Below are 22,044 nucleotides of genomic sequence, written 5' to 3'. Positions count from 1 at the left end.
TTAGTTTGAGGGCGTTTTGAACAGTGTCTTTTGCCGTTCAAGCCTTGGGGGAGGAAAAGCAAACGTGGCACTGCTGGACAAAGACCGTCTTTTTCCCATCGACCCGGGCGCACGCGGCCTTGCCCGCGCGCTGTATGACACGGTTTGCGACCTGCCGATCATCAGCCCGCACGGCCACACCGACCCGCGCTGGTATGCCACCGATGACGCCTTTCCCGACCCGGCGCAGCTGCTGGTGACGCCGGATCACTACGTGTTCCGCATGCTGTGTTCCCAAGGGGTTGCGCTTGCCGATCTGGGTGTCCCACGCGCCGATGGCGGGGCGACGCAGACCGATGGCCGCAAGATCTGGCAGCTGTTTGCGCAGAATTACCACCTGTTCCGGGGCACGCCATCGCGGATGTGGCTGGACCATGCGTTTGAAACTTTGTTCGGCTTTGACACCCCCCTGTCAGCCGCCACCGCCGATGACTACTACGACCGCATCGCCGCCGCCCTTGCCACCCCCGCCTTTCGGCCCCGCGCGCTGTATGAGCGGTTCAATATCGAGGTGATCTCGACCACCGATGGCGCGCTGGATGATCTGGGCTGGCACCGACAGATCCGCGAGTCCGGCTGGCAAGGCCGCGTTGTCCCTGCCTACCGCCCCGACGCCGTGGTCGATCCGGAGTTCGACGGGTTTGCGAAGAATGTCGCGCAACTGGGCGAAATCACTGGCGAAAATACCGCCACATGGGCGGGCTATCTGAACGCCCACCGCAGCCGGCGGGCGTTTTTCAAGACCTTTGGCTGCACCTCATCGGATCACGGCCACGCCACCGCCCGCACGATGGATCTGCCGCAGGATCAGGCCGCGCTGTTGTTCGAGCGCGCCTTGCGCGGGGACTGCACAGCGGAAGAGGCGGATGCCTTCCGTGGCCAGATGCTGACCGAGATGGCGCGGATGAGCCTGGATGACGGGTTGGTGCTGCAGATCCACCCCGGGTCACGCCGCAACCATTCGGATGGGGTGCTGGCGATGTTCGGCCGCGACAAGGGCTTCGACATTCCCGGCCGCACCGATTACGTGGCCGCCTTGCGCCCGCTGCTGAACGCGGTGGGGATGGACCCGGCGCTGTCGGTCATTGTCTTCACGCTGGACGAAACGGCTTACGCCCGCGAACTGGCCCCGCTGGCCGGGGTCTACCCGGCACTGAAACTGGGCCCCGCGTGGTGGTTCCATGACAGCCCCGAAGGCATGCGCCGGTTCCGCGAGATGACCACGGAAACCGCCGGATTCTACAACACCGTGGGCTTCAACGATGACACCCGCGCTTACCTTTCGATCCCCGCGCGCCATGATGTTGCCCGCCGGGTGGATTGCGCCTTTCTTGCCACGCTGGTCCGCACCGGCAGGCTGGCAGAGGGCGATGCATACGAGGTCGCACAAGACCTTGCATACCGGCTTGCAAAGCAGGCCTACCGGCTGTGAAGCCATTCAACGGGAGGAGACTATAATGAAACAATTCAACAAACTGGCCGCTGCCCTTCTGGCATCGGTTGCCTGTACCGGGGCCGCATTTGCCGAATGCGAACTGACCCTGAAATCATCCGACACCCACCCCGACGGCTACCCCACAGTGGCCGCCGTCAACCACATGGGCACGCTGCTGAAAGAGCGCAGCGGCGGGCGGATCTGTGTGGAAGTGTTCCACTCGGCCCAGCTGGGCGAGGAAAAGGACACGATCGAGCAGACCAAATTCGGCGTGATCGACTTCAACCGCGTCTCGATGGGACCGTTCAACAACATCATCGAGGAAACCAAGGTTGTCTCGCTGCCCTTCATCTTCCGGGGCACCGACCACATGCACCGCGTGATGGACGGGCCTGTGGGTGATGAGATTCTGGCCGCGTTTGAACCGCATGGCTTTGTCGGTCTGGCCTATTTCGACGGCGGCTCGCGGTCTTTCTACAACAAGCAAAAGCCGATCACCTCGGTGGAAGACCTGAAAGGCATGAAGATCCGCGTCATGCAGTCGGACGTGTTCGTCGATATGATGACCGCCCTGGGGGCCAATGCCACCCCGATGCCCTATGGCGAGGTCTATTCCGGCATCCAGACCGGCGTGATCGACGGGGCCGAAAACAACTGGCCATCGTTTGAATCGTCGGGCCATTTCGAGGTTGCGGGTTATTACACGCTGAACGAACACCTGATCGTGCCAGAGGTTCTGGTGATGTCGAAAGCCAGCTATGACAAGCTGAGCGCGGAAGATCAGGCGCTGGTCAAGCAAGCGGCCAAGGATTCGATCCCGGTCAACCGTGAGCTTTGGGCCGCGCGTGAGAAAGAGTCGGAAGAAAAGGTCCGCGCCGCCGGCGTGGAGGTGATTTCCGAGATCGACAAGACCCCGTTCATCGAAGCGATGGTCCCGGTCTATGAAAAGCACGCAGGCACGCCGAAGCTGCAGGATCTGGTCACCCGCATCCAAGCGACAGAGTAAGACTGAACCGTCGGAACCGGGGGCTTCGCGCCCCCGGACCCCCGCGGAGTATTTTCATCAAGATGAAGCAGCGCCGCGTGCGGCAGGGGGCCTAGATGCAACCGGGTTTGTTACGTCTGGCCGTCTGGCTGGGCTATGTCGCGAAGGGTGCCCTTTGGGTGGCCGGGGCCGGGTTGGTGGCGATGACCGCCATCATCGGCGCGCAGGTGTTTTTCCGCTATCTGTTGAACGATTCGATCATCTGGAGCGAGCCTGCTGCGGTGATCCTGATGGGCTGGTTCATCTTTCTGGGGGCCGCTGTCGGCATTCGGGAAGGCTACCACCTGTCGTTTGACGTGATGCTGTATCTGGTGCCCGACCGGGTGAAGCTGATCCTGTATTCCATTTCCGATGCCGTGGTGGCCGCTTTTGGCTTTGGCATGGTCTGGTTCGGCTGGCAGCTGATGGCCTCGGCCTATGGCATCACCCTGCCCTCGCTTGGCATCACCGGCGCGGTGGATTTCATGCCGCTGGTGGTGGGCGGGGTGCTGATGGTGATTTTTTCGGCTGAACGGCTGGCACGGCGGGCGGCGGGGCTGCCCACGGCGCGTTTTGGCGAAACCGAGCTGGAAGAGGTGGCGTGATGGAGCTTTGGGTTCTTTTCGGCACCTTCGGGCTGCTGCTGGCGATCGGCACTCCGGTGGCGTTCTGCCTTGGCGTGGCCAGCATTGCCACCGTGCTCTATCTGGGGCTGCCGCCGGTGGTGGTGTTCCAGCGGCTGAATTCGGGCGTGTCGGTGTTTGCGCTGATGGCGATTCCGTTTTTCATCTTTGCCGGTGAGGTGATGGTGCGCGGCGACATTGCCCGGCGGCTGATCGCCGTGGCGGGGGCCGCTGTCGGGCATTTCCGGGGCGGGCTGGGGCAGGTCAACATTGCCTCATCCGTGCTGTTCGGCGGGATTTCGGGTTCGGCTGCGGCGGATGCCTCTGCCATTGGCGGGCTGATGGTGCCGCAGATGAAGGAACGCGGCTATGATGTTGATTATGCGGTGAATATCACCGTGGTCAGCTCGATCATCGCGCTGATGCTGCCGCCAAGCCACAACATGATTATTTACTCGATCTCGGCGGGCGGGCGGCTGTCGATTGCCGATCTGTTCACCGCCGGGATCATTCCGGGCCTGTTGCTGGCGCTGAGCCTTGCCGCCGCTGCCTGGTGGGTGGCGCGCAAGAAGGGCTACCCGACCGAGGCATTCCCGGGCTGGGTCATGCTGGCCCATCTGCTGATCGCGGCGATTCCGGGACTTTTGCTGATTGTGATCATCTTTGGCGGCGTGCGCTCGGGCGTGTTCACCGCATCGGAATCGTCGTGTATCGCGGCGATCTATGCGCTGGGGGTGACCACGCTGGCCTATCGCTCGATGGGCTGGAACGATTTTGTCGGCGCGGTCAAGGCGGCGGTGCGCACAACCGCCATGGTGCTGCTGGTCATCGGCTGTGCGGCATCCTTCGGCTGGCTGCTGGCCTATCTGCAGGTGCCGACCGCGATGATCAAACTGATGCAAAGCGTCAGCGACAACCCCATCGTCATCCTTCTGCTGATCAACGTGATCCTGCTGGTGCTGGGCACCTTCATGGACATGAGCCCGCTGATCGTGATCACCACGCCGATCTTTCTGCCGGTGGCCGCCGCCTTTGGCGTGGACCCGGTGCATTTCGGGGTGATCCTGATCCTGAACCTTGGCATCGGCTTGTGCACACCGCCGGTGGGCGCGGTGCTGTTCGTGGGCTGTGCGGTCGGCAAGATATCGGTCTGGCAGGCGGTGCGCACGATCTGGCCGTTCTATGGCGCGGCCTTTGGTACGTTGATGCTTGTCACCTATATTCCGGCGCTGTCCCTGTGGCTGCCCGCCCTGTTCCGTTGAGGCGTGATATGACCTATCCTGTTGTTGAAACCGGCGAAAACGTCACCCGTCAGGTGCTGGCCGACGCGCCTGAGCTGATGACCGTGGCCTTCCGTTTTGCCGCCGCGGGGGCGGAGGGCGCGCTGCACCACCACAGCCATGTGCAATCGACCTTTGTGCAATCGGGGCGCTTTCGCTTTACCATCGCCGACCGCGCGTTTGAGGTCGGGCCGGGCGATGCCTTTGTCATCCCCTCAAACGCCGTTCATGGCTGTGTCTGCCTTGAACCCGGCACGTTGATCGACGGGTTTACGCCCCGCCGTGATGATTTTCTCTGAAAGGACCATCTGATGCTGTATGTTGAAACCCGTCAGGCGATTTCCGCCAATGAAGCCAAGGGCATGGATACCACGGCGCTGCGCGCGAATTTCCATGGCGAGGGGCTGTTTCAGGAGGGTCAGATCCGTCTGCTCTACACCCATTACGACCGGATGATCGTGGGTGGTGCGGTGCCCGGCGGTGCGGATCTGGTGCTGGATCAGGTCAAGGAGTGCGGCACCGCCAGCATTCTGGACAGGCGCGAAATGGGGATCGTGAACATCGGCGGCGATGGGTCGGTCTCGGCTGGCGGGGAAACCTATGCCCTGTCCAAGGGCGATGTGCTGTATCTGCCGATGGGCGCGGGGCCGGTGACGTTCTCCGGTCAGGGGCGGTTCTACATCAACTCCTGCCCGGCGCATCACGCCTATCCGGCGCGGCTGATCAAGCTGGAAGACGCCAAGAAACTGACGCTGGGCGCGGCTGAAACCGTGAACCACCGCACCATCAACCAGTTCATCCACCCCGAGGTGATGACCAGTTGCCAACTGGTGCTGGGCTATACCCAGTTTCATGGTGGCTCGGTCTGGAACACGATGCCCGCCCACCTGCACGACCGCCGGATGGAGGCTTATCTGTATTTCGACATTCCCGAAGGCCAGCGGGTGTTCCACTTCATGGGCGACCCGGCCGAAACCCGGCATCTGGTGATCGCCAATGAAGAGGCGGCGCTTTCGCCGCCATGGTCGATCCACTGCGGCGCGGGCACGGCCAGCTATACCTTCATCTGGGCGATGGCGGGTGACAACGTCGATTACCGCGATGTGGAAATGGTGAAGATGGAGGATCTGCGGTGAGCGCGTTTTCACTATCGGGCCAGACGGCGCTGGTCACCGGGGCCAATACCGGCATTGGTCAGGCGATTGCTGCCGCGATGGCGCGCGCAGGGGCGCATGTGATTGCGGCGGGGCGGTCGTCTTGCGCCGAGACTGTGGCGATGACGGGGGGCGAAGAGCTGACGCTGGATTTCGCCGATCCGATGGCGGCGCGCGATGTGTTCTCGGGCCGCCGGATCGACATTCTGGTCAACAACGCCGGGATCATCCGCCGGGCGGATTCGGTCGACTTCACCGAGGAGGACTGGGATGCGGTGATGGATGTGAACCTGAAGGCGGTGTTCTTCACCTGTCAGGCGTTTGCCAAGACGGCCCTTGCACATGGCGGCGGCAAGATCGTCAACATCGCGTCGCTCCTGTCGTTTCAGGGCGGCATCCGGGTGCCGTCCTATACCGCCTCAAAACATGGTGTGGCGGGGATCACCAAGCTGCTGGCCAATGAATGGGCGGCCAAGGGCATCAACGTGAATGCCATCGCACCCGGCTATATCGAGACCAACAATACCGAAGCCCTGCGCGCCGACCCCGACCGCAACGCCGCCATTCTGGCCCGCATCCCCGCCGGTCGCTGGGGCCGCGCCGATGATATCGGCGAGGCGGCGGTGTTCTTGTCCTCTCGCGCTGCCGGTTATATCCACGGCGCAGTCCTGAATGTTGATGGAGGCTGGCTTGCCCGCTGATCGCCTGACCCGAAGCGCCGCGGCTGTTCCTGTCGGTATTGTCCATCTGGGCCTCGGCGCGTTTTTCCGTGCCCATGGTGCTGTTTATATCGAAGAGGCGATGTCCGCCTCGGGCGGTGACTGGGGCATCCTTGGCGTGTCCTTGCAATCGAGCACCATGCGCGACCAGCTGTCGCCGCAGGGCGGCACCTATATGGCGCTGGAGCTGGGGCCGCAGGGCGAGACCCTGCGCCATGTGCAATCGGTGCAGGGCGTGCTGGTGGCGCGTGAGGACGCAAGCGCTGTGCTGGAGGCTATGGCCGATCCGGGGGTAAAGATCGTCAGCCTGACGGTGACGGAAAAGGGCTATTGCCATGAGCCGTCTACGGGGCGGCTGAACACAGCACACCCCGATATCGTGCATGACCTTGATGCACCTTTGCCCGTCTCGGCCCCCGGTTTTCTGGTGCGCGCGCTTGCTCTGCGGCAACAGCGTGGCCTGCCGCCCTTTACCGTGCTGACCTGTGACAACCTGCCCAACAACGGCCATGTCGTGCGCGGCGTGGTGCTGGATCTGGCCCGCGCGATTGATCCGGCGCTTGCGGCATGGATCGAGGCCGAGGGCAAATTCCCCTCCACCATGGTCGACCGCATCGTGCCCGCGACGAAGCCCGAGGATATCGCGCGGGTAGAGGCGCTGACCGGCGCGCATGACGCGGCCCCGGTGATGCACGAACCCTTCCGGCAATGGGTGGTTGAGGATGATTTCGTGGGCGGCCTGCGCCCCGACCTGGGTGCCGCCGGGGTGCAACTGGTGCGCGATGTGACTGAATTCGAGCATATGAAGCTGCGCATGCTCAACGGCACCCATTCGTCGCTGGCCTATCTGGGCTATCTGTCGGGGCATGAAACGATTGCCGATTGCATGGCCGACCCGGTGCTGGACCAGTTCGTGCAACACCTGTGGGCAAAGGAGATCATCCCCGCCCTGACCCCGCCCGAAGGCGTCAGCCTGCCCGACTATGCGGCGGCTTTGCGGGCGCGCTATGCCAACCCCGGCATCCGCCACCGCACCTGGCAGATCGCGATGGATGGCAGCCAGAAGCTGCCGCAGCGCATCCTAGGCACGCTGGAGACCAACCTTGCCGCAGGCCGCCCCTGCCCCGGCCTGATGCTCGCCGTCGCCGCCTGGATGATCTATGTCCGCGGCACCGATCTGGCCGGTCAGCCGATCGAGGTGAAAGACCCCCTCGCCCCCCGCCTGCGCGCGGCGGCCACCAGCGATGATCCGGTGGGCGCGTTGCTGGCGCTGCGCGAAGTGTTCCCCAAGGATCTGGCGGCCCGGCTGGCCGAGCCTGTGCGCGCGGCCTATGCCGATCTGCTGGAGATGGGCGCAAAGGCCGCGATGGCTGCCCGGGTTTGACTGCAGGCGGGTGCCGGTGGTGCCCGCCTGACCACACGCCTGCGGGTCTGGCACAAATGATGGGTTTTCGTCAGATCACCCTGTCATTTTTCGTCAGGAATGACGCATAGCACCGCCTGCCCCGTTGACCGGACGGCCGGTCTGACCCAAGGTCCGCGCAACCCGCAGCAGGGAGGCCGCGCGTGACATGACCCCACATACCGATACCACAGCGCTGATCTTCGGCGGCACGCAGGGCCTTGGCCTTGCCATCGCAGAACGCCTGCGCGCCGAGGGCTGCACCCGCATGGTGCTGGCCGCCCGCGACCCCGTAAAGGGCGCTGAAGCAGCGGCCCGCTTGGGCGCGCATTTCCTGCGCTGCGATCTGGCCGATGCCGCATCGGTCATTGCCTGCGTCGATCAGGCCGCCAGCCTGATGGGCGCCATCAACGCGCTGTGCCTGTCCGCCGCCTCGACCGACCGGGGCTCTATCCTTGATACCTCGCCCGAAGACTTCGACCGCATGTTCGCGATCAACACCAAGGGGCCGTTCTTTGCCATCCAGCGTGTGGCGCAGCTGGCAAAGGCGGCAGGGCACCCGGCCAGCATCGTCACCATCCTGTCAATGTCGGCCCATGTCGGGCAATCGTTCCTGACCCCCTATTCCGCGTCAAAGGCCGCCTTGTCCAACATCACCAAAAACACCGCCAATGCCCTGCGCCATGACCGAATCCGCGCCAATGGCATCAATTGCGGCTGGATGGACACGCCCGGCGAAGACGCGATCCAGCGCAGCCATCACGGATCAACCGACGGCTGGCTGGAGAAGGCCGAGGCCGCGCAACCCTTTGGCATGTTGGTCAAACCCGCCCATGTGGCCGGGCTTGCCGCCTATATGCTTGGGCCCCAGTCCGGTGTGATGACGGGCTCCATCGTCGATTTTGATCAGAACGTCTCTGGCGCATCGCCCGAGTAGAAAGGACCATCATGACCGTCAGATTCGCAATTCTGGGCGCAGGCCGCATCGGCAAGGTACACGCAGGTGCCGTCGCCTCAGTCCCCGGTGCCACGCTGGTTGCCATCGCCGACCCGGTGCCTGCGGCGGCGCAGGCCATCAAGGATGCTTACGGCTGCGACATCCGCAGCATTGATGCGATTGAAGGCTCCGCTGATGTCGACGCCGTGGTGATCTGCACCCCCACTGACACCCACGCCGACCTGATCGAGCGTTTTGTGCGCGCGGGAAAGGCCGTGTTCTGCGAAAAGCCGGTCGATCTGTCGCTGGCCCGCGTCAAGGATTGCATCGCCACAGTTGAGGCTTCCAAGGGCACCCTGATGGTCGGCTTCAACCGCCGCTTTGACCCTGATTTCATGGCGGTAAAGGCCGCAATTGATGCGGGCCGCGTCGGCAAGGTCGAGATGGTCACCATTACCAGCCGCGACCCCGGCGCACCGCCGCCAGACTATATCACCCGGTCGGGCGGCATGTTCCGCGACATGACGATCCATGATTTCGACATCGCCCGCTGGTTGCTGGGCGAGGAAGTGACGGAGGTTTTCGCCTCGGCTTCGGTGCTTGTGGACAAGCGCATTGGCGAGCTGGGAGATTTCGATTCCGCCAACGTCATCCTGCGCACCGCGTCTGGCACGCAGGCCATCATCACCAACACCCGCCGCGCTGCCTATGGCTACGACCAGCGGATCGAGGTGCTGGGGTCGGAGGGCATGGCCGCCGCCGAAAACCACGGCGAGAACCGCATCACTCTCGCCGACAAGAGCGGCTTCCACTCCGCACCGCTGCTGAACTTCTTCATGTCGCGCTACACCGCCGCCTATGCCAATGAAATCGCGGCCTTTGTGGCAGCGGTTGCGGATGGCGCACCAACCCCCACCACAGGCCACGACGGGCTGATGGCACTTGCGCTTGCCGAGGCGGCGCTGAAATCCATCGCCGAGGGGCGCATGGTCAAGGTGTCAGAGGTGTTGTGATGCGCGATCTTGACATGATCACCATCGGCCGGTCTTCGGTTGACCTCTACGGCGCGCAGGTCGGCGGGCGGCTGGAGGATATGGCCAGCTTCCAGAAATACGTCGGCGGCAGCCCCACCAACATGTCGGTGGGCACCGCGCGTCTGGGGCTGAAATCGGCGCTGCTGACCCGGGTCGGCGATGAACACATGGGCCGTTTCATCCGCGAACAGCTGGCGCGCGAAGGCGTCTGTGTGGATGGGGTGAAAACCGACCCCGAGCGGCTGACCGCTCTGGTCCTGCTGGGCATCCGGGATGAGCATCGCTTTCCGCTGATCTTCTACCGCGAAAACTGCGCCGACATGGCGCTGTGTGAAGATGATGTCGACCCCGCCTTCATCGCCCGCGCGCGCGCTGTGGTGGCCACCGGCACCCACCTGTCGCACCCGCGCACCGCTGCGGCGGTGCTGAAGGCGCTGCAACTGGCCCGCGCGAATGGCGCGCAGACCGCGCTGGATATCGACTACCGCCCCAACCTCTGGGGGCTGGCCGGGCATGGCGATGGCGAAAGCCGCTTCATCGAATCCGCTGCCGTGACCGCCAAGCTGCAGGCCACCCTGCACCTGTTCGACCTGATCGTCGGCACCGAAGAAGAGTTCCACATCGCCGGTGGCAGCACCGACACCATCACCGCCTTGCGCGCCGTGCGCGCGGTGAGCGGTGCCACGCTGATCTGCAAACGCGGCCCGATGGGCGCGGTGGCCTTCACGGGTGCGGTGCCCGACACGCTGGACGAAGGCGAGGCCGGTCCCGGCTTCCCGATCGAGGTGTTCAATGTGCTGGGCGCGGGCGATGGCTTCATGTCGGGCCTGCTGAAGGGCTGGCTGGATGGTGAGGCCTGGCCGGTCGCGCTGAAATACGCCAATGCCTGCGGGGCCTTTGCCGTGTCGCGCCATGGCTGCGCCCCGGCCTATCCAAGTTGGGAGGAATTGCAGTTCTTCTTCAAGCGCGGCGTCGTCAACCCGGCCCTGCGCCACGACCAGCCGCTGGAGCAGATCCACTGGTCCACCAACCGCAACGGCGACTGGCCGGATATGCGGGTGTTTGCCTTTGACCACCGGATGCAGCTGGAATCCCTGCCCGGCGCGGACGCGAAAAAGATCGGCGTGTTCAAGCAGTTGTGCCTCAAAGCTGCGACAAAGGTTCAACAGGGCCGCCCCGGTTACGGCATCCTGTGCGACAACCGACTGGGCCGCGATCAGCTGCACGCCGCGGCCGAATCCGGGCTGTGGATCGGCCGCCCGGTGGAATGGCCGGGGTCGCGCCCGCTGACGTTGGAACCCGAGCTTGGCCCCGATTTCGGTGGCTTGTCTGAATGGCCACTGGCCCATGTGGTCAAGGTCCTGTGCTTTTATCACCCCGACGACACCGCCGGGATGAAGGCCGAGCAAGAGGCCACCGTCACCCGCCTGTTCCACGCCGCCCGCCGCAACCGGCTGGAGTTTCTGCTGGAGGTGATCCCGTCGAAAGCCGGGCCGGTCAGCGATGATACCACCGCGCAGGTCATTCAGCGGTTCTATGACATCGGCATCTTCCCCGACTGGTGGAAGCTGGAACCGATGCAGACGCAAGCCGCATGGCAGGCCACCGTTGACGCCATCACCCGAAACGATGCGCACACGCGCGGTATTGTGGTGCTGGGCTTGGGCGAGTCGGAAGACGCCCTTGCCGCCAGCTTCGCCGCAGCCGCCAGGTTTGATCTGGTCAAAGGCTTTGCCGTTGGCCGCACGATCTTTGCCGAGGCCGCCGAGGGCTTCATGGCGGGCACCATCCCCGCAGACAAGGCGGTCGCGATGATGGCCGCAACCTACACCCGGCTGTGCACCCTGTGGGATGCACAGCGCGCATTGAGAGGATAGCCGATGGCCACGATCCGACTGACCGCCGCACAGGCGATGATGCGCTATTTGTCCGTGCAACAGAATGAAGACGGTGAGACCTATCTGGCCGGATGCTGGGCGATCTTTGGCCACGGCAACGTGGCGGGCATCGGTGAGGCGCTGCACGGCATCAAGGACACATGGCCCACATGGCGCGGCCAGAACGAACAGTCGATGGCCCATTCCGCCATCGCCTATGCCAAGCAGATGCGCCGCACCCGGGCGATGGTGGTGACATCCTCGATCGGGCCGGGGGCGCTGAACATGGTGACAGCGGCGGCCTTGGCGCATGTCAACCGCCTGCCGGTGCTGCTGATCCCCGGTGATGTGTTTGCGGGCCGTGGTCCCGACCCGGTGCTTCAACAGCTGGAAACCCCCAGCGATGGCAGCCTGTCGGTCAACGATTGCTTCCGCCCGGTCAGCCGTTATTTCGACCGGATCACCCGGCCCGAACAGTTGCTGACCGCCCTGCCCCGCGCGATGCGCACGATGACCGACCCGGCAGAATGCGGTCCGGTCACGCTGTCCTTCTGTCAGGACGTGCAGGCCGAAGCCTATGACTGGCCCGAAGCGTTCTTCACGCCGAAGGTGTGGCGCATCCGCCGCCCGCACCCGGACCCGGTGGAGCTGGAAAGCGTGACCGCCCTGATCCGCGCGGCCAAACGCCCGGTGATCATCGCAGGCGGCGGCGTGCATTTCGCGGGCGCAGATGCCGCCCTTGCCGCATTCGCGCAGCGCTTTGACATTCCGGTGGTCGAGACGCAGGCCGGGAAATCGGCTTTGCCGTGGGATCACCCGCTGAACTTCGGCCCGGTCGGCGTGACCGGGGCCAGTTCTGCCAATACGGTCTGTGAAACCGCCGACCTGATTCTTGGCGTCGGCACACGATTTCAGGACTTCACCACCGGATCATGGGCCTTGTTCAAGAACAAGGACCGCAGGCTGGTGTCAATCAACGTCGCCGCCTATGACGCGATGAAACACGGGGCCGAACCGCTGTGCGCCGATGCGCTTGTGGCGCTTGGGCAATTGCAGGCCGCCCTTGGAGACCACCGCTGCCCTGCGCCGCGTGGCGACCTCAAACCCGCGTGGTTCGCCGCTGTCGACCCGCTGACCGATGCGCCCGGAGATGCCAATGCCCTGCCGACCGACCAGCAGGTCATTGGTGCGGTGCAGCGCGCGGGCCATCTGGAAACCGTGGTGATGTGCGCCGCAGGCACCATGCCGGGTGAGCTGCACAAGCTGTGGAAAGCCCCGAAGCCGGGCGCCTATCACATGGAATACGGCTTTTCGACCATGGGTTATGAAATTGCCGGGGCCATCGGCATCAAGATGGCCCAGCCCGACCGCGACGTGATCTGCATGGTCGGCGACGGCAGCTATATGATGATGAATTCCGAAATGGCCACCGCCGCGATGATGGGCATTTCCTTCACCACCGTCATCACCGACAACCGGGGCTATGGCTGCATCAACCGGCTGCAGATGGGCACCGGCGGTGCCGAGTTCAACAACCTGTATGCCCATGCCAACATCACCAACCCGCCGCGCATCGACTTCGCTGCCCATGCAGGCGCGATGGGGGCCACCTCGGTCAAGGTTGCCAGCATTGCCGAGCTTGAAACGGCCCTCGCCCGGCGCGATCAGATTTCCGGCCCCTATGTGATCGTCATCGACACTGACCCCTATCCCAGCACCCCGCATGGCGGCCATTGGTGGGAGGTGGCGGTGCCCGAGGTGAGCGCGCGCACGCAAGTGAACAACGCCCGCCAACAGTATGAAACCCAACGGAAAGACCAAGCATGATCCGCTTTGGAACCAACCCTATCGCCTGGGCCAATGATGACGACCAAAGCATCGGGGCCGACATTCCCACCGCCCGCATTCTGGACGAGGCCGGTCGTCAGATCGGCTTTGACGGGATCGAAAACGGCCACCGCTGGCCGGATGACCCGGAGGCTTTGCGCGTGCTGCTGGCCGACTACGGGCTGACCTTCATCTCGGGCTGGTATTCCACCAACCTGCTGGTGCAGCCGGTCGAGGATGAGATTGCGGCCTGTCAGGCGCATCTGGCCAAACTTTTGCACAACGGTTGCCGCGTGATGATCGTCTGCGAAACCTCGAACGCGGTCCATGGCGCGGACGTGCCGGTCAACGACCGCCCGCGCCTGAGCACTGATGACATGGTGGCGTTCGGGGCAAAGCTGGAGGCGTTTGCCGCCTATCTGGCGGGTGAAGGGATCACGCTGGTCTACCACCACCACATGGGCACTGTTGTTGAGTCGCCCGAGGACATCGATGCGCTGATGGCCGCCACCGGCCCGCACACGCACCTGCTGTTCGACGCGGGCCATTGCACCTTTGGCGGCGGTGATCCGGTGGCGGTGCTAACCCGCCACGCCGGTCGCGTGCGCCATTTCCACGCCAAGAACATCCGCCCCGCCATCACTGCGCAGGTGCGGGCCAAGGGGATGTCCTTCCTGCAAGGCGTGCTGGCCGGGGCCTTCACCGTGCCCGGCGATCAGGAAGGCGGCGTGGATTTCGCCCCGCTTTTGCAGGTTCTGGCCGATGTGGGCTATGATGGCTGGATCGTGATCGAGGCCGAGCAGGACCCGGTGCTGCGCAACCCGCTGCTGTATCAGACGCTGGGTCTGGCGACGCTGAAACGGCTGTCAAAGCAGGCCGGGCTGATCTGAGGCGGCGGTGGAGGGGGCTCCGCCCCCGCCTGCGGCCCCCCCGGAGTATTTTGGAAAGGTGCAATATGAGCAAGCTGTTGATCAAGCCGCAGGGCACAACCGGCAAGGTGCATGACATCACCCCCGACAGTGCGGGCTGGGGCTATGTCGGCTTCCAGCTGTATCGGCTGGAAGCGGGAGAGACCGCCAGCGGATCGCTTGGCGACCGCGAGGCGATCTTTGTCTTTGTCGAAGGCAAGGGCCAGTTTTCCGGCGGCGGCCGTGACTGGGGCGTGCGTGGCGACCGGATGGATGTGTTTGAAAAAACCCCGCCGCATTGCCTTTACCTGCCCAACGGGTCCGACTGGGCCGTGACCGCCACCACCCGGCTGACACTGGCCGTTTGCACCGCCCCCGGCGCGGGCGGCCACGCCGCAGCCGCCATCGGGCCGGATGAGGTGCCGCAGCTGACCCGCGGCAAAGGCACCAACACCCGCCACATCAACGCGATTGCCATGGAAGAGCGCGACGTGGCCGACAGCCTGCTGGTGACAGAAGTGTTCACCCCGGCAGGCCACTGGTCCAGCTATCCGCCGCACCGGCATGATGAGGACAGCTTCCCCCACATGACCTATCTGGAGGAAACCTATTACCACCGCCTGAACCCGGCACAGGGGTTCGGCATCCAGCGGGTGTTCACCGAGGACGGCACGCTGGACGAGACAATGGCAGTCGCCGACGGCGATGTGGTGCTGGTGCCAAAGGGCCATCACCCCTGCGGCGCGCCCTATGGCTATGAGATGTATTACCTGAACGTCATGGCCGGCCCGCTGCGCAAATGGCGGTTCCAGAACCACCCTGACCACGACTGGATCGCACAGCGAGACGCTTGAAGGGGAGGATGGTGGGTAATGACGGGCTCGAACCGCCGACATCTTCGGTGTAAACGAAGCGCTCTACCAACTGAGCTAATCACCCGCTGTGCGCCCGTCTAACGCCTTGGCGCGCGGCTTTCAAGCCTGATTTGAGCAGTGATCTTGCGGGAATGGGCCTGGGGCCGCGCGGCGTGCCAGCATTGAAAAAGGCGATCCCGGCAGGGATCGCCTTTTCGCAAAGCGGCAATGATGGTGGGCGATAACGGATTTGAACCGCTAGTATATTTAATAAAATCAATTAGTTATGGATGGTTTTGTAACATTGTGACGCCCCCCAAAATGTGCAGCATGACGTGGCGTTAAAGCAAGTGACAAGGGGTGAAGCCGAGGCCCCGCCTTCTAGTCTCGAGTGCACTGCGCGCCTGCATCAGCCACATGCCTTTAGAACCTTCAAACCCATCCAGCCGAGAAAGTGCTCACAGAACAGCGGTGAGGCATTGGGTTCCCCTGCTATGCGCCTTCACAGGCTCTTGAGTCACAGAAATAACTCAGCTTGGAAAAAAGGACGTGTGCGAAGAAGGTGGACGATAATATTGTGCATAGCTCCCGAAGCGGGTTCAGTAAAAAAACTGGTCAATACCGCGATGTGCCCCTGCATCGCCAGGTCATCGTAACTGGATTCACTGACTTCGCGCGGTCAGCGAAAGGCGGACCTTTGTTTACGGTGCCGAAGCACCCGGCCGATACCTTGCCGGAGCCCGAGGCACCGCGGGGAAGTTGTCGCAATGGCTAAACGAGTTGGATCTCGTTCCGGATGGTGTTCAACCCTCGTATGGGATGCGCCACCGTTTCAAGACGCAGGGTCTTGAACTGGGTGCTTCAGTCAGGGTGCTGGATGCAATCCAGTGACACCCTGGAAAGGCAGCGAGCGACGGCTACGGCGATGTCACGATTGCGGCAAAGCTGAAGGTCATTGATGCGCTGCCAGAGTTTAATCTCAGCGCAAATAACCCTGGATTAATCGACCATAACGACACGCCGCCGGCCTGATTAGCGAGTTGGTGCAAACACACACTGCAATGTAAGACCATGCCGTTCTTGGTCGCACCTAAAGTGTCAACCACAATCCTGACATGAAAAAGTTGTCCGATGGCTATCTGCATTCTTGTGACGTGCAGAGGGCAATTGTGTTGCCGTGTGTTAACGTGTGCCTTACCAAAGTGTTAACCGTCAATTATGTAACTGGACTACATGGCTTTTCTCAGCTTCCTGCGTCCCAAAACCGAGACCAGACCGCTCCTGCTGGAGCGGTGCCTGTCAGTTGATCTGGAGGTCGATCCGAAGTCGGCAAAGATCTTTGATCTGGCCGCGGTTCGCTATGGTTCTGGCCCGGCAGTCGTTGCGGGCAAAGGAAGGCTCCAGCAATCGCTGGACAGGCTGGAATTGGCCCTTGAGAAAACAAGCTATATCATAGGTCACAATATCCTGCGCCATGACATAGAGCAGTTACTGGCCTCACGACCGAGGCTCCGTAGCAAGATGATGGCACCCATCGACACGCTTTGGCTTAACCCCTTGGCCTTCCCGCGCAATCCTTATCATCATCTCGTAAAGCATCATCACGATGGGCGCTTGCAGGCCGGACATGTGAATGACCCCGAATTGGACGCCCGCTTGGTATTTGGGGTGCTGACCAACCAGATTGCGGCACTTAAAGGGCAGCCGCCCGATATGCTTCTGGCTTGGCACCACCTTGTAACGCGGACGGATCGCTCCGATGGCTTCGATGCGGTTTTTCAGGAAATTCGCGCCGCAAGCGCGCCTGACCGGCAGGCAGCTCTGGCTGCGATCCGCAAGATCCTGGAAGGTCAGGCCTGTGGCGCACAGGTCGGTCCTGCGCTGGATACGCTGAAGGATGCGCAGATGGCCTGGCCAATGGCCTATGCCTTGGCGTGGATCTCGGTCTCGGGCGGGGAATCCGTCATGCCGCCTTGGGTGCGGGCATCCTTTCCACAGGCGGCACTGATCGTTCGCCAGTTGCGTGACACCAACTGTGGCAAGCCCTCCTGTAGCTGGTGCGCGGCGATGAACGACCCCAAGGGAGCGCTGCAGAAGTGGTTCGGCTTCCCCGCCTTCCGCCCCGAGCCTGCCGATGCCAAGGGCCGACCGCTGCAAGAGGTCATCGTCGAAAAGGCGATGGGCCATTCCCATGTCCTTGGCATCCTGCCCACTGGAACCGGCAAGTCAGTCTGCTACCAAGTCCCTGCCCTAAGCCTTTACGACAAGACTGGCGCGCTTACCGTGGTCATCTCGCCTCTCGTCGCCCTGATGGCCGATCAAGTCCAGGGGATGGAACGGTCGGGCATCTCTTCGGCGGTGACGATCAATGGCATGCTGTCGATGCCCGAACGGCAAGAGGCCCTCGACCGCGTCCGGCTTGGTCAGGCGGCAATCCTCTTGATATCGCCCGAACAATTGCGCTCGGTCTCTGTGCGTTCGGTTCTTCAGCAGCGCGAGGTAGGGTTCTGGGTGCTGGACGAGGCGCATTGCGTCTCAAAGTGGGGTCACGATTTCCGTCCCGATTATCGCTACATCGGTCGCTTTATCCGCGAATTCTCGGGTGACACGCCACCAGCCCCGATCCTCTGTCTGACTGCCACCGCCAAGCCCGAGGTTGTGCGCGACATAATCGATCATTTCCAACAGAAACTCGGCGTCGAACTGGCCCTCTTCGATGGCGGCACGTCGCGGACCAACTTGTCGTTTTCAGTGCTGGCGACAGGCAAAGAGAGCAAGCTTGGGGATATTCTGGCGGCTATCCAGGAGCGCCTTCCTGAGGGGCGCTCTGGCGCGGTCGTTTATTGTGCCACCCGGAAGGAGACTGAGCGGGTGGCGACGTTTCTCAAGGCCCAGGGCCTGGCGGCGGCACATTTCCACGCTGGCCTGACGGTCGATGATAAGCGGTTCGTGCAGGAGGCTTTACGTGTGGGCGACTTGCGTGTGATTGCAGCCACGAACGCTTTTGGCATGGGGATCGACAAGCCTGACATCCGTTTGGTCGTCCATGCCGATATCCCGGGCTCTCTGGAGAACTACCTGCAAGAGGCGGGACGGGCCGGTCGAGACAGGATGCCTGCTGATTGCGTGCTCTTGTATCACACCGATGACGTCGAGCGGCAGTTTACCCTGACCGCCCGTTCGCGGCTTGAACGGCACGAGATTGGCGCGATCCACAAGGCGCTGCGCCGAATCGACGAGAACGGCCGAAATGGCGGCAAAGTGGTCGCAACTGCTGGCGAAATTGTGCGCGAAGAGAAAGATCGCGAATTTCTTCGCGACAGCGCAACGGATGACACGCGGGTCAAAACGGCGGTCTCCTGGCTGGAAGAGGCAACCTTGGTGTCGCGTGAAGAGAACCGCGTGCAGGTCTTCGCGTCGTCCTTGATGGTGCGCACGTTGGAGGAGGCGGCGGCGCGGCTCGAACAAGCGCAGATCACCAACGCGCGTCGCAAGCAACTTCTCGATATCGTGTGCCACCTGATGAACACCGCCCCGGATCAAGGCGTTTCGACCGATGAATTGACCGAGGTCGCAGGTCTTACGCATCGTGCGCTTGCAAAGGCCATGGCAGACCTCGAAACGCTGGGACTGGCTAGGAATGCTATTGCCATCACAGTCCAGATACATGTCGGGATTGAGAACGCCTCTCGCCAGCGTTTCGCGGCGGCGCGGTCCCTGGAAGGCGCATTGATCGGCACAATGCGAGAGATGGCCCCTGACGCCGATACGGGTGGCGGCGGCCAGCTTGACCTTACCGTTGCCAGTCAGAAGCTGAGAGAGATGGGAAATGCGGGTGCTGGACCCCATATTCTTGAACGCCTGCTGCGCAGTATTGAGAGAGACGGGCGCGACGAAGACGGCGGCCAAGGCAACATCCGGCTGAGAAAACTCTCTGCCAAAACGCTTGAGGTTGTGTTGCAGCGGTCATGGCGGGCTGTTGATCAGACGGCGGCTCTGCGATGGACAGCAGCTGAGCGACTGCTCGAATTTCTGATCGCCAAGGTGCCAACGGGCACAAGGGGCAAGGACATTCAGGTCGAGACGACACTTGGACATCTTATCGCCGAACTGAACGGGGACGCGGTCATCAAGACGTCAGGCGTCAGGGACATGACCAAGCTGATGGAGCGCGCGCTTCTGTGGCTGCATGAACAGCAGGTGCTGACGCTTGGCAAGGGGCTGACGGTCTTCCGCTCGGCGATGACGATACATCTGAAACCCGACAGGGCCTCATTTTCGGCCAAGGATTTCTTGCCTCTGCAAGAGCATTACCGCGAGCAGACGCTGCAAACCCATGTCATGGGAGCCTACGCCGAAAAGGGGCTGGACCGGATCGATGAGGCGCAGGCGCTCGCTCGGGATTATTTTACCCTGGACCAAGATCGTTTCCTGCGCCGCTGGATGCCCGGGCGCGGCGTCGAGATCCGTCGACAAACCACAGGACGGGCCTGGAAGCAGATCGTCGATGATCTTGGCAACCCGACCCAGCAAGACATCGTGGCAGATGATCGCGAGGAGACCAACGTCCTTGTGCTGGCCGGACCTGGATCGGGCAAAACAAGGGTGCTGGTGCACCGGATCGCCTATTTGCTGCGCGTCCGGCGCGAAAACCCACAGGGCATTCTGGTCCTGACCTATAACCGGCATGCCGCGGCCGAAATCCGTGCGCGCCTGCGCCATCTTGTCGGCGAGGATGCTGCTTGGGTCACCGTTTCGACCTGTCATGCCCTCGCCATGCGACTGGTGGGCGCAAGCTTTGCGGGCGGGCCCACCGAGACCCGAGACTTCGACGCCCTCCTGCGGGATGCTGTGCGGCTGATCACCGGTGAAGGGCTCAGCCGCGCCGAGGCCGAGGCGCAGCGCGAGGCCTTGATCCAAGGGTATCGTTGGATTCTGGTCGACGAATATCAGGACATCGGCCCTGAAGAATATGCACTGATTGCAGCCGTGGCCGGACGCTCTCTGGATGATCCCGACCAACGCCTCAGCCTCTTTGCAGTCGGCGACGATGATCAAAACATTTACGCCTTCACTGGGGCTTCTGTCTCCTTCATCCGCCGCTTCGAGGAGGATTATCGCGCCAAGCCTAAGTTCCTGACCGAGAACTACCGCTCGACCCGCTACATCATCGACGCCGCAAACCAGGTGATCGAGTCTGCCCGGGGGCGGATGAAGGCCGGCCACCCGATCACGGTAGACAAGCTGCGCGGCCTCCACCCCGGCGGGGGAGTGATGGCGACTTACGACCCGGTGGGACGGGGACGTGTGCAGTTTCTTGACGTGGCCGGCGATGACGTTGCCCAAGGGGTCGCCGCGGTGGACGAGTTGGTGCGGCTTTCCCGATTGGACCCGGATTTTGCTTGGTCGCGCACGGCGATCATCTCGCGTGACTGGCGGCGGCTGGGTCCGGTGCGGGCCTATGCCGAAAAGCTGGGTCTTCAGGTCGAGATGGCAAACGAAAAGCTCCCAAGCGTCTGGCGGCTGCGTGAGATGCAAAAGCTGGCGGCGGGTTTGCGGCAGAAACCCGCGGCGATGCTCACGATCCAGGACATCCTCGATGTCCTCAATCAGCAGCGGCATACGCGCTGGGTCGACCTGATAGCGGAAGGCGTCGCGGATTTGGCACGCGAGCTCGGACCCAAGACCATCCCGGTTCCCGACGCGCTGGAATGGCTTGCCGAATGGGCGCAGGACGTCAGGGGAACGCAGCGCGGCCTTTTGCTGCTCACGGCCCATCGGTCCAAGGGGTTGGAGTTCGACCATGTGGTGATCCTGAACGGCGGCTGGCAAGCGCTTTCCAAGGGGGAGGACGGCGAGGCTCCACGGCGGCTCTTCTACGTCGCAATGACCCGCGCGCGCCGCAGCCTTTCTGTGGTGACCCGCGGTGCCCACGCGTTCGTCCACGCCGACAGCGACAGCGAGCTGCTACGCCAGGTCGAGGCCCCCCGACCTTCCGACCTGCCCGAGCCTGACCTTTACCAACTGCCAGATATGGGTTCGGTCGATCTCTCCTATGCCGGGCGTGTCACCGACACGAGCGAAACCCTCGCCGCCATCAACAACGCCGAGATTGACGACAAGATCAACCTGGAACGGCGCGAGAGAAAATGGATGCTCCTCGACGCGCAAGGCCGTGTGCTTGGCCGCATGGCAGGAAACTGGGCACCGCCCGAAGGCACATACCTCGTTTCCGGCAAGGTTGGAGCCATCGTCCGATGGCGCAAGGCAGACAGTGACGAGGCCTTTCAGACCTATATAAAACGCAGTGAATGGGAGACCGTTTTGCCTGAGTTTGTGTTTCGAAAAAGCAATGGGTGCTGAAACCTTCTAAAGGCTACGGTGCTCGACCGAAGCCGCCGGTCCTCTATGTGCTACAGTGCTGTTCCAAATCTAGTCACACTTCATCAAGCAGTTGATCTAAAATAACCTCCAACTGGTCAACTCTAATAATGGTGAACCGGACAAGATCAGCATTCGCGAGATCACGCATCGATTTCAGCGCACTATGACGTCCATAGCTAAGCCGGGTGCCTTCATCTGTCGTTTTGTAAATGTGCGACGCCGGATAGGCGTGAACTTCTATACCTGCATTGAGCAGCGGGCCGGCATATTGTTGTGCGATCCAGAGCTTCGCCCGCCCTTTACCATACGTATCAAACAGTATCTCAATGCGGCCCCCATTCTTTGAGCGTATAACATATCGACCAACCGATCCTGTATGCCCTGCTGGATGCTCCAAGGCGGCCTGTTTGGTCTTGTCGCGGTTTGGTGCCGCTCCTTTGATAGCGTAATGTGCAGCAAAGGAGATGAACCATGGGCACAGTCAGGACGGAAGAATTTCGCAAGGATGCGGTGCGGATCGCGCTGACCAGTGGGCTTTCACGCAAAC

Annotated in this window: 16 protein-coding genes and 1 tRNA gene; 15 read left to right on the top strand and 2 right to left on the bottom strand. The window is 62.5% G+C overall.

All coding sequences use genetic code 11. The features are described 5' to 3' along the window. Window positions 1-64: 64 nt before the first annotated feature. The 14 genes from uxaC to iolB all read left to right on the top strand — a co-directional run bounded on the left by uxaC (window position 65) and on the right by iolB (window position 15,113). Window positions 65-1,471: a glucuronate isomerase gene (gene uxaC, locus Q7J44_RS02050; RefSeq protein WP_304876511.1), complete on the top strand. Its 1,407-nt coding sequence runs from the start codon at window positions 65-67 to the stop codon at window positions 1,469-1,471. 25 nt (window positions 1,472-1,496) lie between these two features. Further along, complete coding sequence (locus Q7J44_RS02045) at window positions 1,497-2,480, top strand: TRAP transporter substrate-binding protein (protein ID WP_304876509.1); 984 nt, start codon at window positions 1,497-1,499, stop codon at window positions 2,478-2,480. 95 nt (window positions 2,481-2,575) lie between these two features. Further along, window positions 2,576-3,103 carry a TRAP transporter small permease gene (locus Q7J44_RS02040; RefSeq protein WP_304876507.1) on the top strand — a complete coding sequence of 176 codons (528 nt, stop codon included), beginning with the start codon at window positions 2,576-2,578 and terminating at the stop codon, window positions 3,101-3,103. Next, entirely contained in the window at window positions 3,103-4,383 is a 1,281-nt protein-coding gene (locus Q7J44_RS02035; RefSeq protein WP_304876505.1) for a TRAP transporter large permease, read from the top strand. The genes Q7J44_RS02040 and Q7J44_RS02035 overlap by 1 nt, the downstream gene beginning before the upstream one ends. An 8-nt stretch (window positions 4,384-4,391) precedes the next feature. Continuing rightward, on the top strand, window positions 4,392-4,700 hold the full coding sequence (locus Q7J44_RS02030) for a cupin domain-containing protein (RefSeq protein WP_304876503.1): 309 nt from the start codon (window positions 4,392-4,394) through the stop codon (window positions 4,698-4,700). A 12-nt stretch (window positions 4,701-4,712) separates the two neighbouring features. Further along, window positions 4,713-5,537 (top strand): 5-dehydro-4-deoxy-D-glucuronate isomerase, encoded by an 825-nt coding sequence (gene kduI, locus Q7J44_RS02025; protein WP_304876501.1) that lies wholly within the window; start codon window positions 4,713-4,715, stop codon window positions 5,535-5,537. After that, window positions 5,534-6,256, top strand: a complete 723-nt coding sequence (gene kduD, locus Q7J44_RS02020) for a 2-dehydro-3-deoxy-D-gluconate 5-dehydrogenase KduD (RefSeq protein WP_304876499.1) — start codon at window positions 5,534-5,536, stop codon at window positions 6,254-6,256. The genes kduI and kduD overlap by 4 nt, the downstream gene beginning before the upstream one ends. Beyond that, a complete protein-coding gene (locus tag Q7J44_RS02015) occupies window positions 6,246-7,658 on the top strand; it encodes a mannitol dehydrogenase family protein (protein ID WP_370692939.1) in 1,413 nt (470 codons plus the stop codon). The genes kduD and Q7J44_RS02015 overlap by 11 nt, the downstream gene beginning before the upstream one ends. A gap of 187 nt (window positions 7,659-7,845) precedes the next feature. Then, window positions 7,846-8,613, top strand: a complete 768-nt coding sequence (locus tag Q7J44_RS02010; protein WP_304876497.1) for an SDR family oxidoreductase — start codon at window positions 7,846-7,848, stop codon at window positions 8,611-8,613. Between the two features lie 11 nt (window positions 8,614-8,624). After that, window positions 8,625-9,626, top strand: coding sequence for an inositol 2-dehydrogenase (gene iolG, locus Q7J44_RS02005; protein ID WP_304876495.1), 1,002 nt, complete (start codon window positions 8,625-8,627; stop codon window positions 9,624-9,626). Continuing rightward, window positions 9,626-11,524 carry a 5-dehydro-2-deoxygluconokinase gene (gene iolC / locus Q7J44_RS02000; protein WP_304876493.1) on the top strand — a complete coding sequence of 633 codons (1,899 nt, stop codon included), beginning with the start codon at window positions 9,626-9,628 and terminating at the stop codon, window positions 11,522-11,524. The genes iolG and iolC overlap by 1 nt, the downstream gene beginning before the upstream one ends. A gap of 3 nt (window positions 11,525-11,527) precedes the next feature. Further along, entirely contained in the window at window positions 11,528-13,351 is a 1,824-nt protein-coding gene (iolD, locus tag Q7J44_RS01995) for a 3D-(3,5/4)-trihydroxycyclohexane-1,2-dione acylhydrolase (decyclizing) (protein WP_304876491.1), read from the top strand. After that, entirely contained in the window at window positions 13,348-14,241 is an 894-nt protein-coding gene (gene iolE / locus Q7J44_RS01990; RefSeq protein ID WP_304876489.1) for a myo-inosose-2 dehydratase, read from the top strand. The genes iolD and iolE overlap by 4 nt, the downstream gene beginning before the upstream one ends. A 65-nt stretch (window positions 14,242-14,306) precedes the next feature. Continuing rightward, window positions 14,307-15,113 (top strand): 5-deoxy-glucuronate isomerase, encoded by an 807-nt coding sequence (gene iolB, locus Q7J44_RS01985; protein WP_304876487.1) that lies wholly within the window; start codon window positions 14,307-14,309, stop codon window positions 15,111-15,113. 9 nt (window positions 15,114-15,122) lie between these two features. Here iolB and Q7J44_RS01980 read toward each other — a convergent pair. Continuing rightward, window positions 15,123-15,198: transfer RNA gene (locus tag Q7J44_RS01980), tRNA-Val, on the bottom strand. A gap of 1,259 nt (window positions 15,199-16,457) precedes the next feature. On the opposite strand from Q7J44_RS01980, the gene Q7J44_RS01975 reads away from it, so the two are divergent. Continuing rightward, a complete protein-coding gene (locus tag Q7J44_RS01975) occupies window positions 16,458-21,476 on the top strand; it encodes a RecQ family ATP-dependent DNA helicase (RefSeq protein ID WP_304876878.1) in 5,019 nt (1,672 codons plus the stop codon). 73 nt (window positions 21,477-21,549) lie between these two features. Here the strand turns inward: Q7J44_RS01975 and Q7J44_RS01970 are convergent, their stop codons facing one another. Then, window positions 21,550-21,894: a hypothetical protein gene (locus Q7J44_RS01970; protein WP_304876485.1), complete on the bottom strand. Its 345-nt coding sequence runs from the start codon at window positions 21,892-21,894 to the stop codon at window positions 21,550-21,552. Window positions 21,895-22,044 lie beyond the last annotated feature (150 nt).

The organism is Pseudotabrizicola sp., from assembly GCF_030656345.1.
In the GTDB taxonomy this organism is placed as follows: domain Bacteria; phylum Pseudomonadota; class Alphaproteobacteria; order Rhodobacterales; family Rhodobacteraceae; genus Pseudotabrizicola.
The sequence above is the reverse complement of the archived record's forward strand: the minus strand, read 5'-3'. Positions and strand labels throughout refer to the sequence as shown.

Excerpts from the sequence above, each read along its gene's own strand:
- Q7J44_RS02045 (WP_304876509.1), top strand. The coding sequence starts at position 1,497 with ATGAAACAATTCAACAAACTGGCCGCTGCCCTTCTGGCATCGGTTGCC.
- Q7J44_RS02040 (WP_304876507.1), top strand. The coding sequence starts at position 2,576 with ATGCAACCGGGTTTGTTACGTCTGGCCGTCTGGCTGGGCTATGTCGCG.
- Q7J44_RS02035 (WP_304876505.1), top strand. The coding sequence starts at position 3,103 with ATGGAGCTTTGGGTTCTTTTCGGCACCTTCGGGCTGCTGCTGGCGATC.
- Q7J44_RS02030 (WP_304876503.1), top strand. The coding sequence starts at position 4,392 with ATGACCTATCCTGTTGTTGAAACCGGCGAAAACGTCACCCGTCAGGTG.
- kduI (WP_304876501.1), top strand. The coding sequence starts at position 4,713 with ATGCTGTATGTTGAAACCCGTCAGGCGATTTCCGCCAATGAAGCCAAG.
- Q7J44_RS02010 (WP_304876497.1), top strand. The coding sequence starts at position 7,846 with ATGACCCCACATACCGATACCACAGCGCTGATCTTCGGCGGCACGCAG.
- iolG (WP_304876495.1), top strand. The coding sequence starts at position 8,625 with ATGACCGTCAGATTCGCAATTCTGGGCGCAGGCCGCATCGGCAAGGTA.
- iolC (WP_304876493.1), top strand. The coding sequence starts at position 9,626 with ATGCGCGATCTTGACATGATCACCATCGGCCGGTCTTCGGTTGACCTC.
- iolD (WP_304876491.1), top strand. The coding sequence starts at position 11,528 with ATGGCCACGATCCGACTGACCGCCGCACAGGCGATGATGCGCTATTTG.
- iolE (WP_304876489.1), top strand. The coding sequence starts at position 13,348 with ATGATCCGCTTTGGAACCAACCCTATCGCCTGGGCCAATGATGACGAC.
- iolB (WP_304876487.1), top strand. The coding sequence starts at position 14,307 with ATGAGCAAGCTGTTGATCAAGCCGCAGGGCACAACCGGCAAGGTGCAT.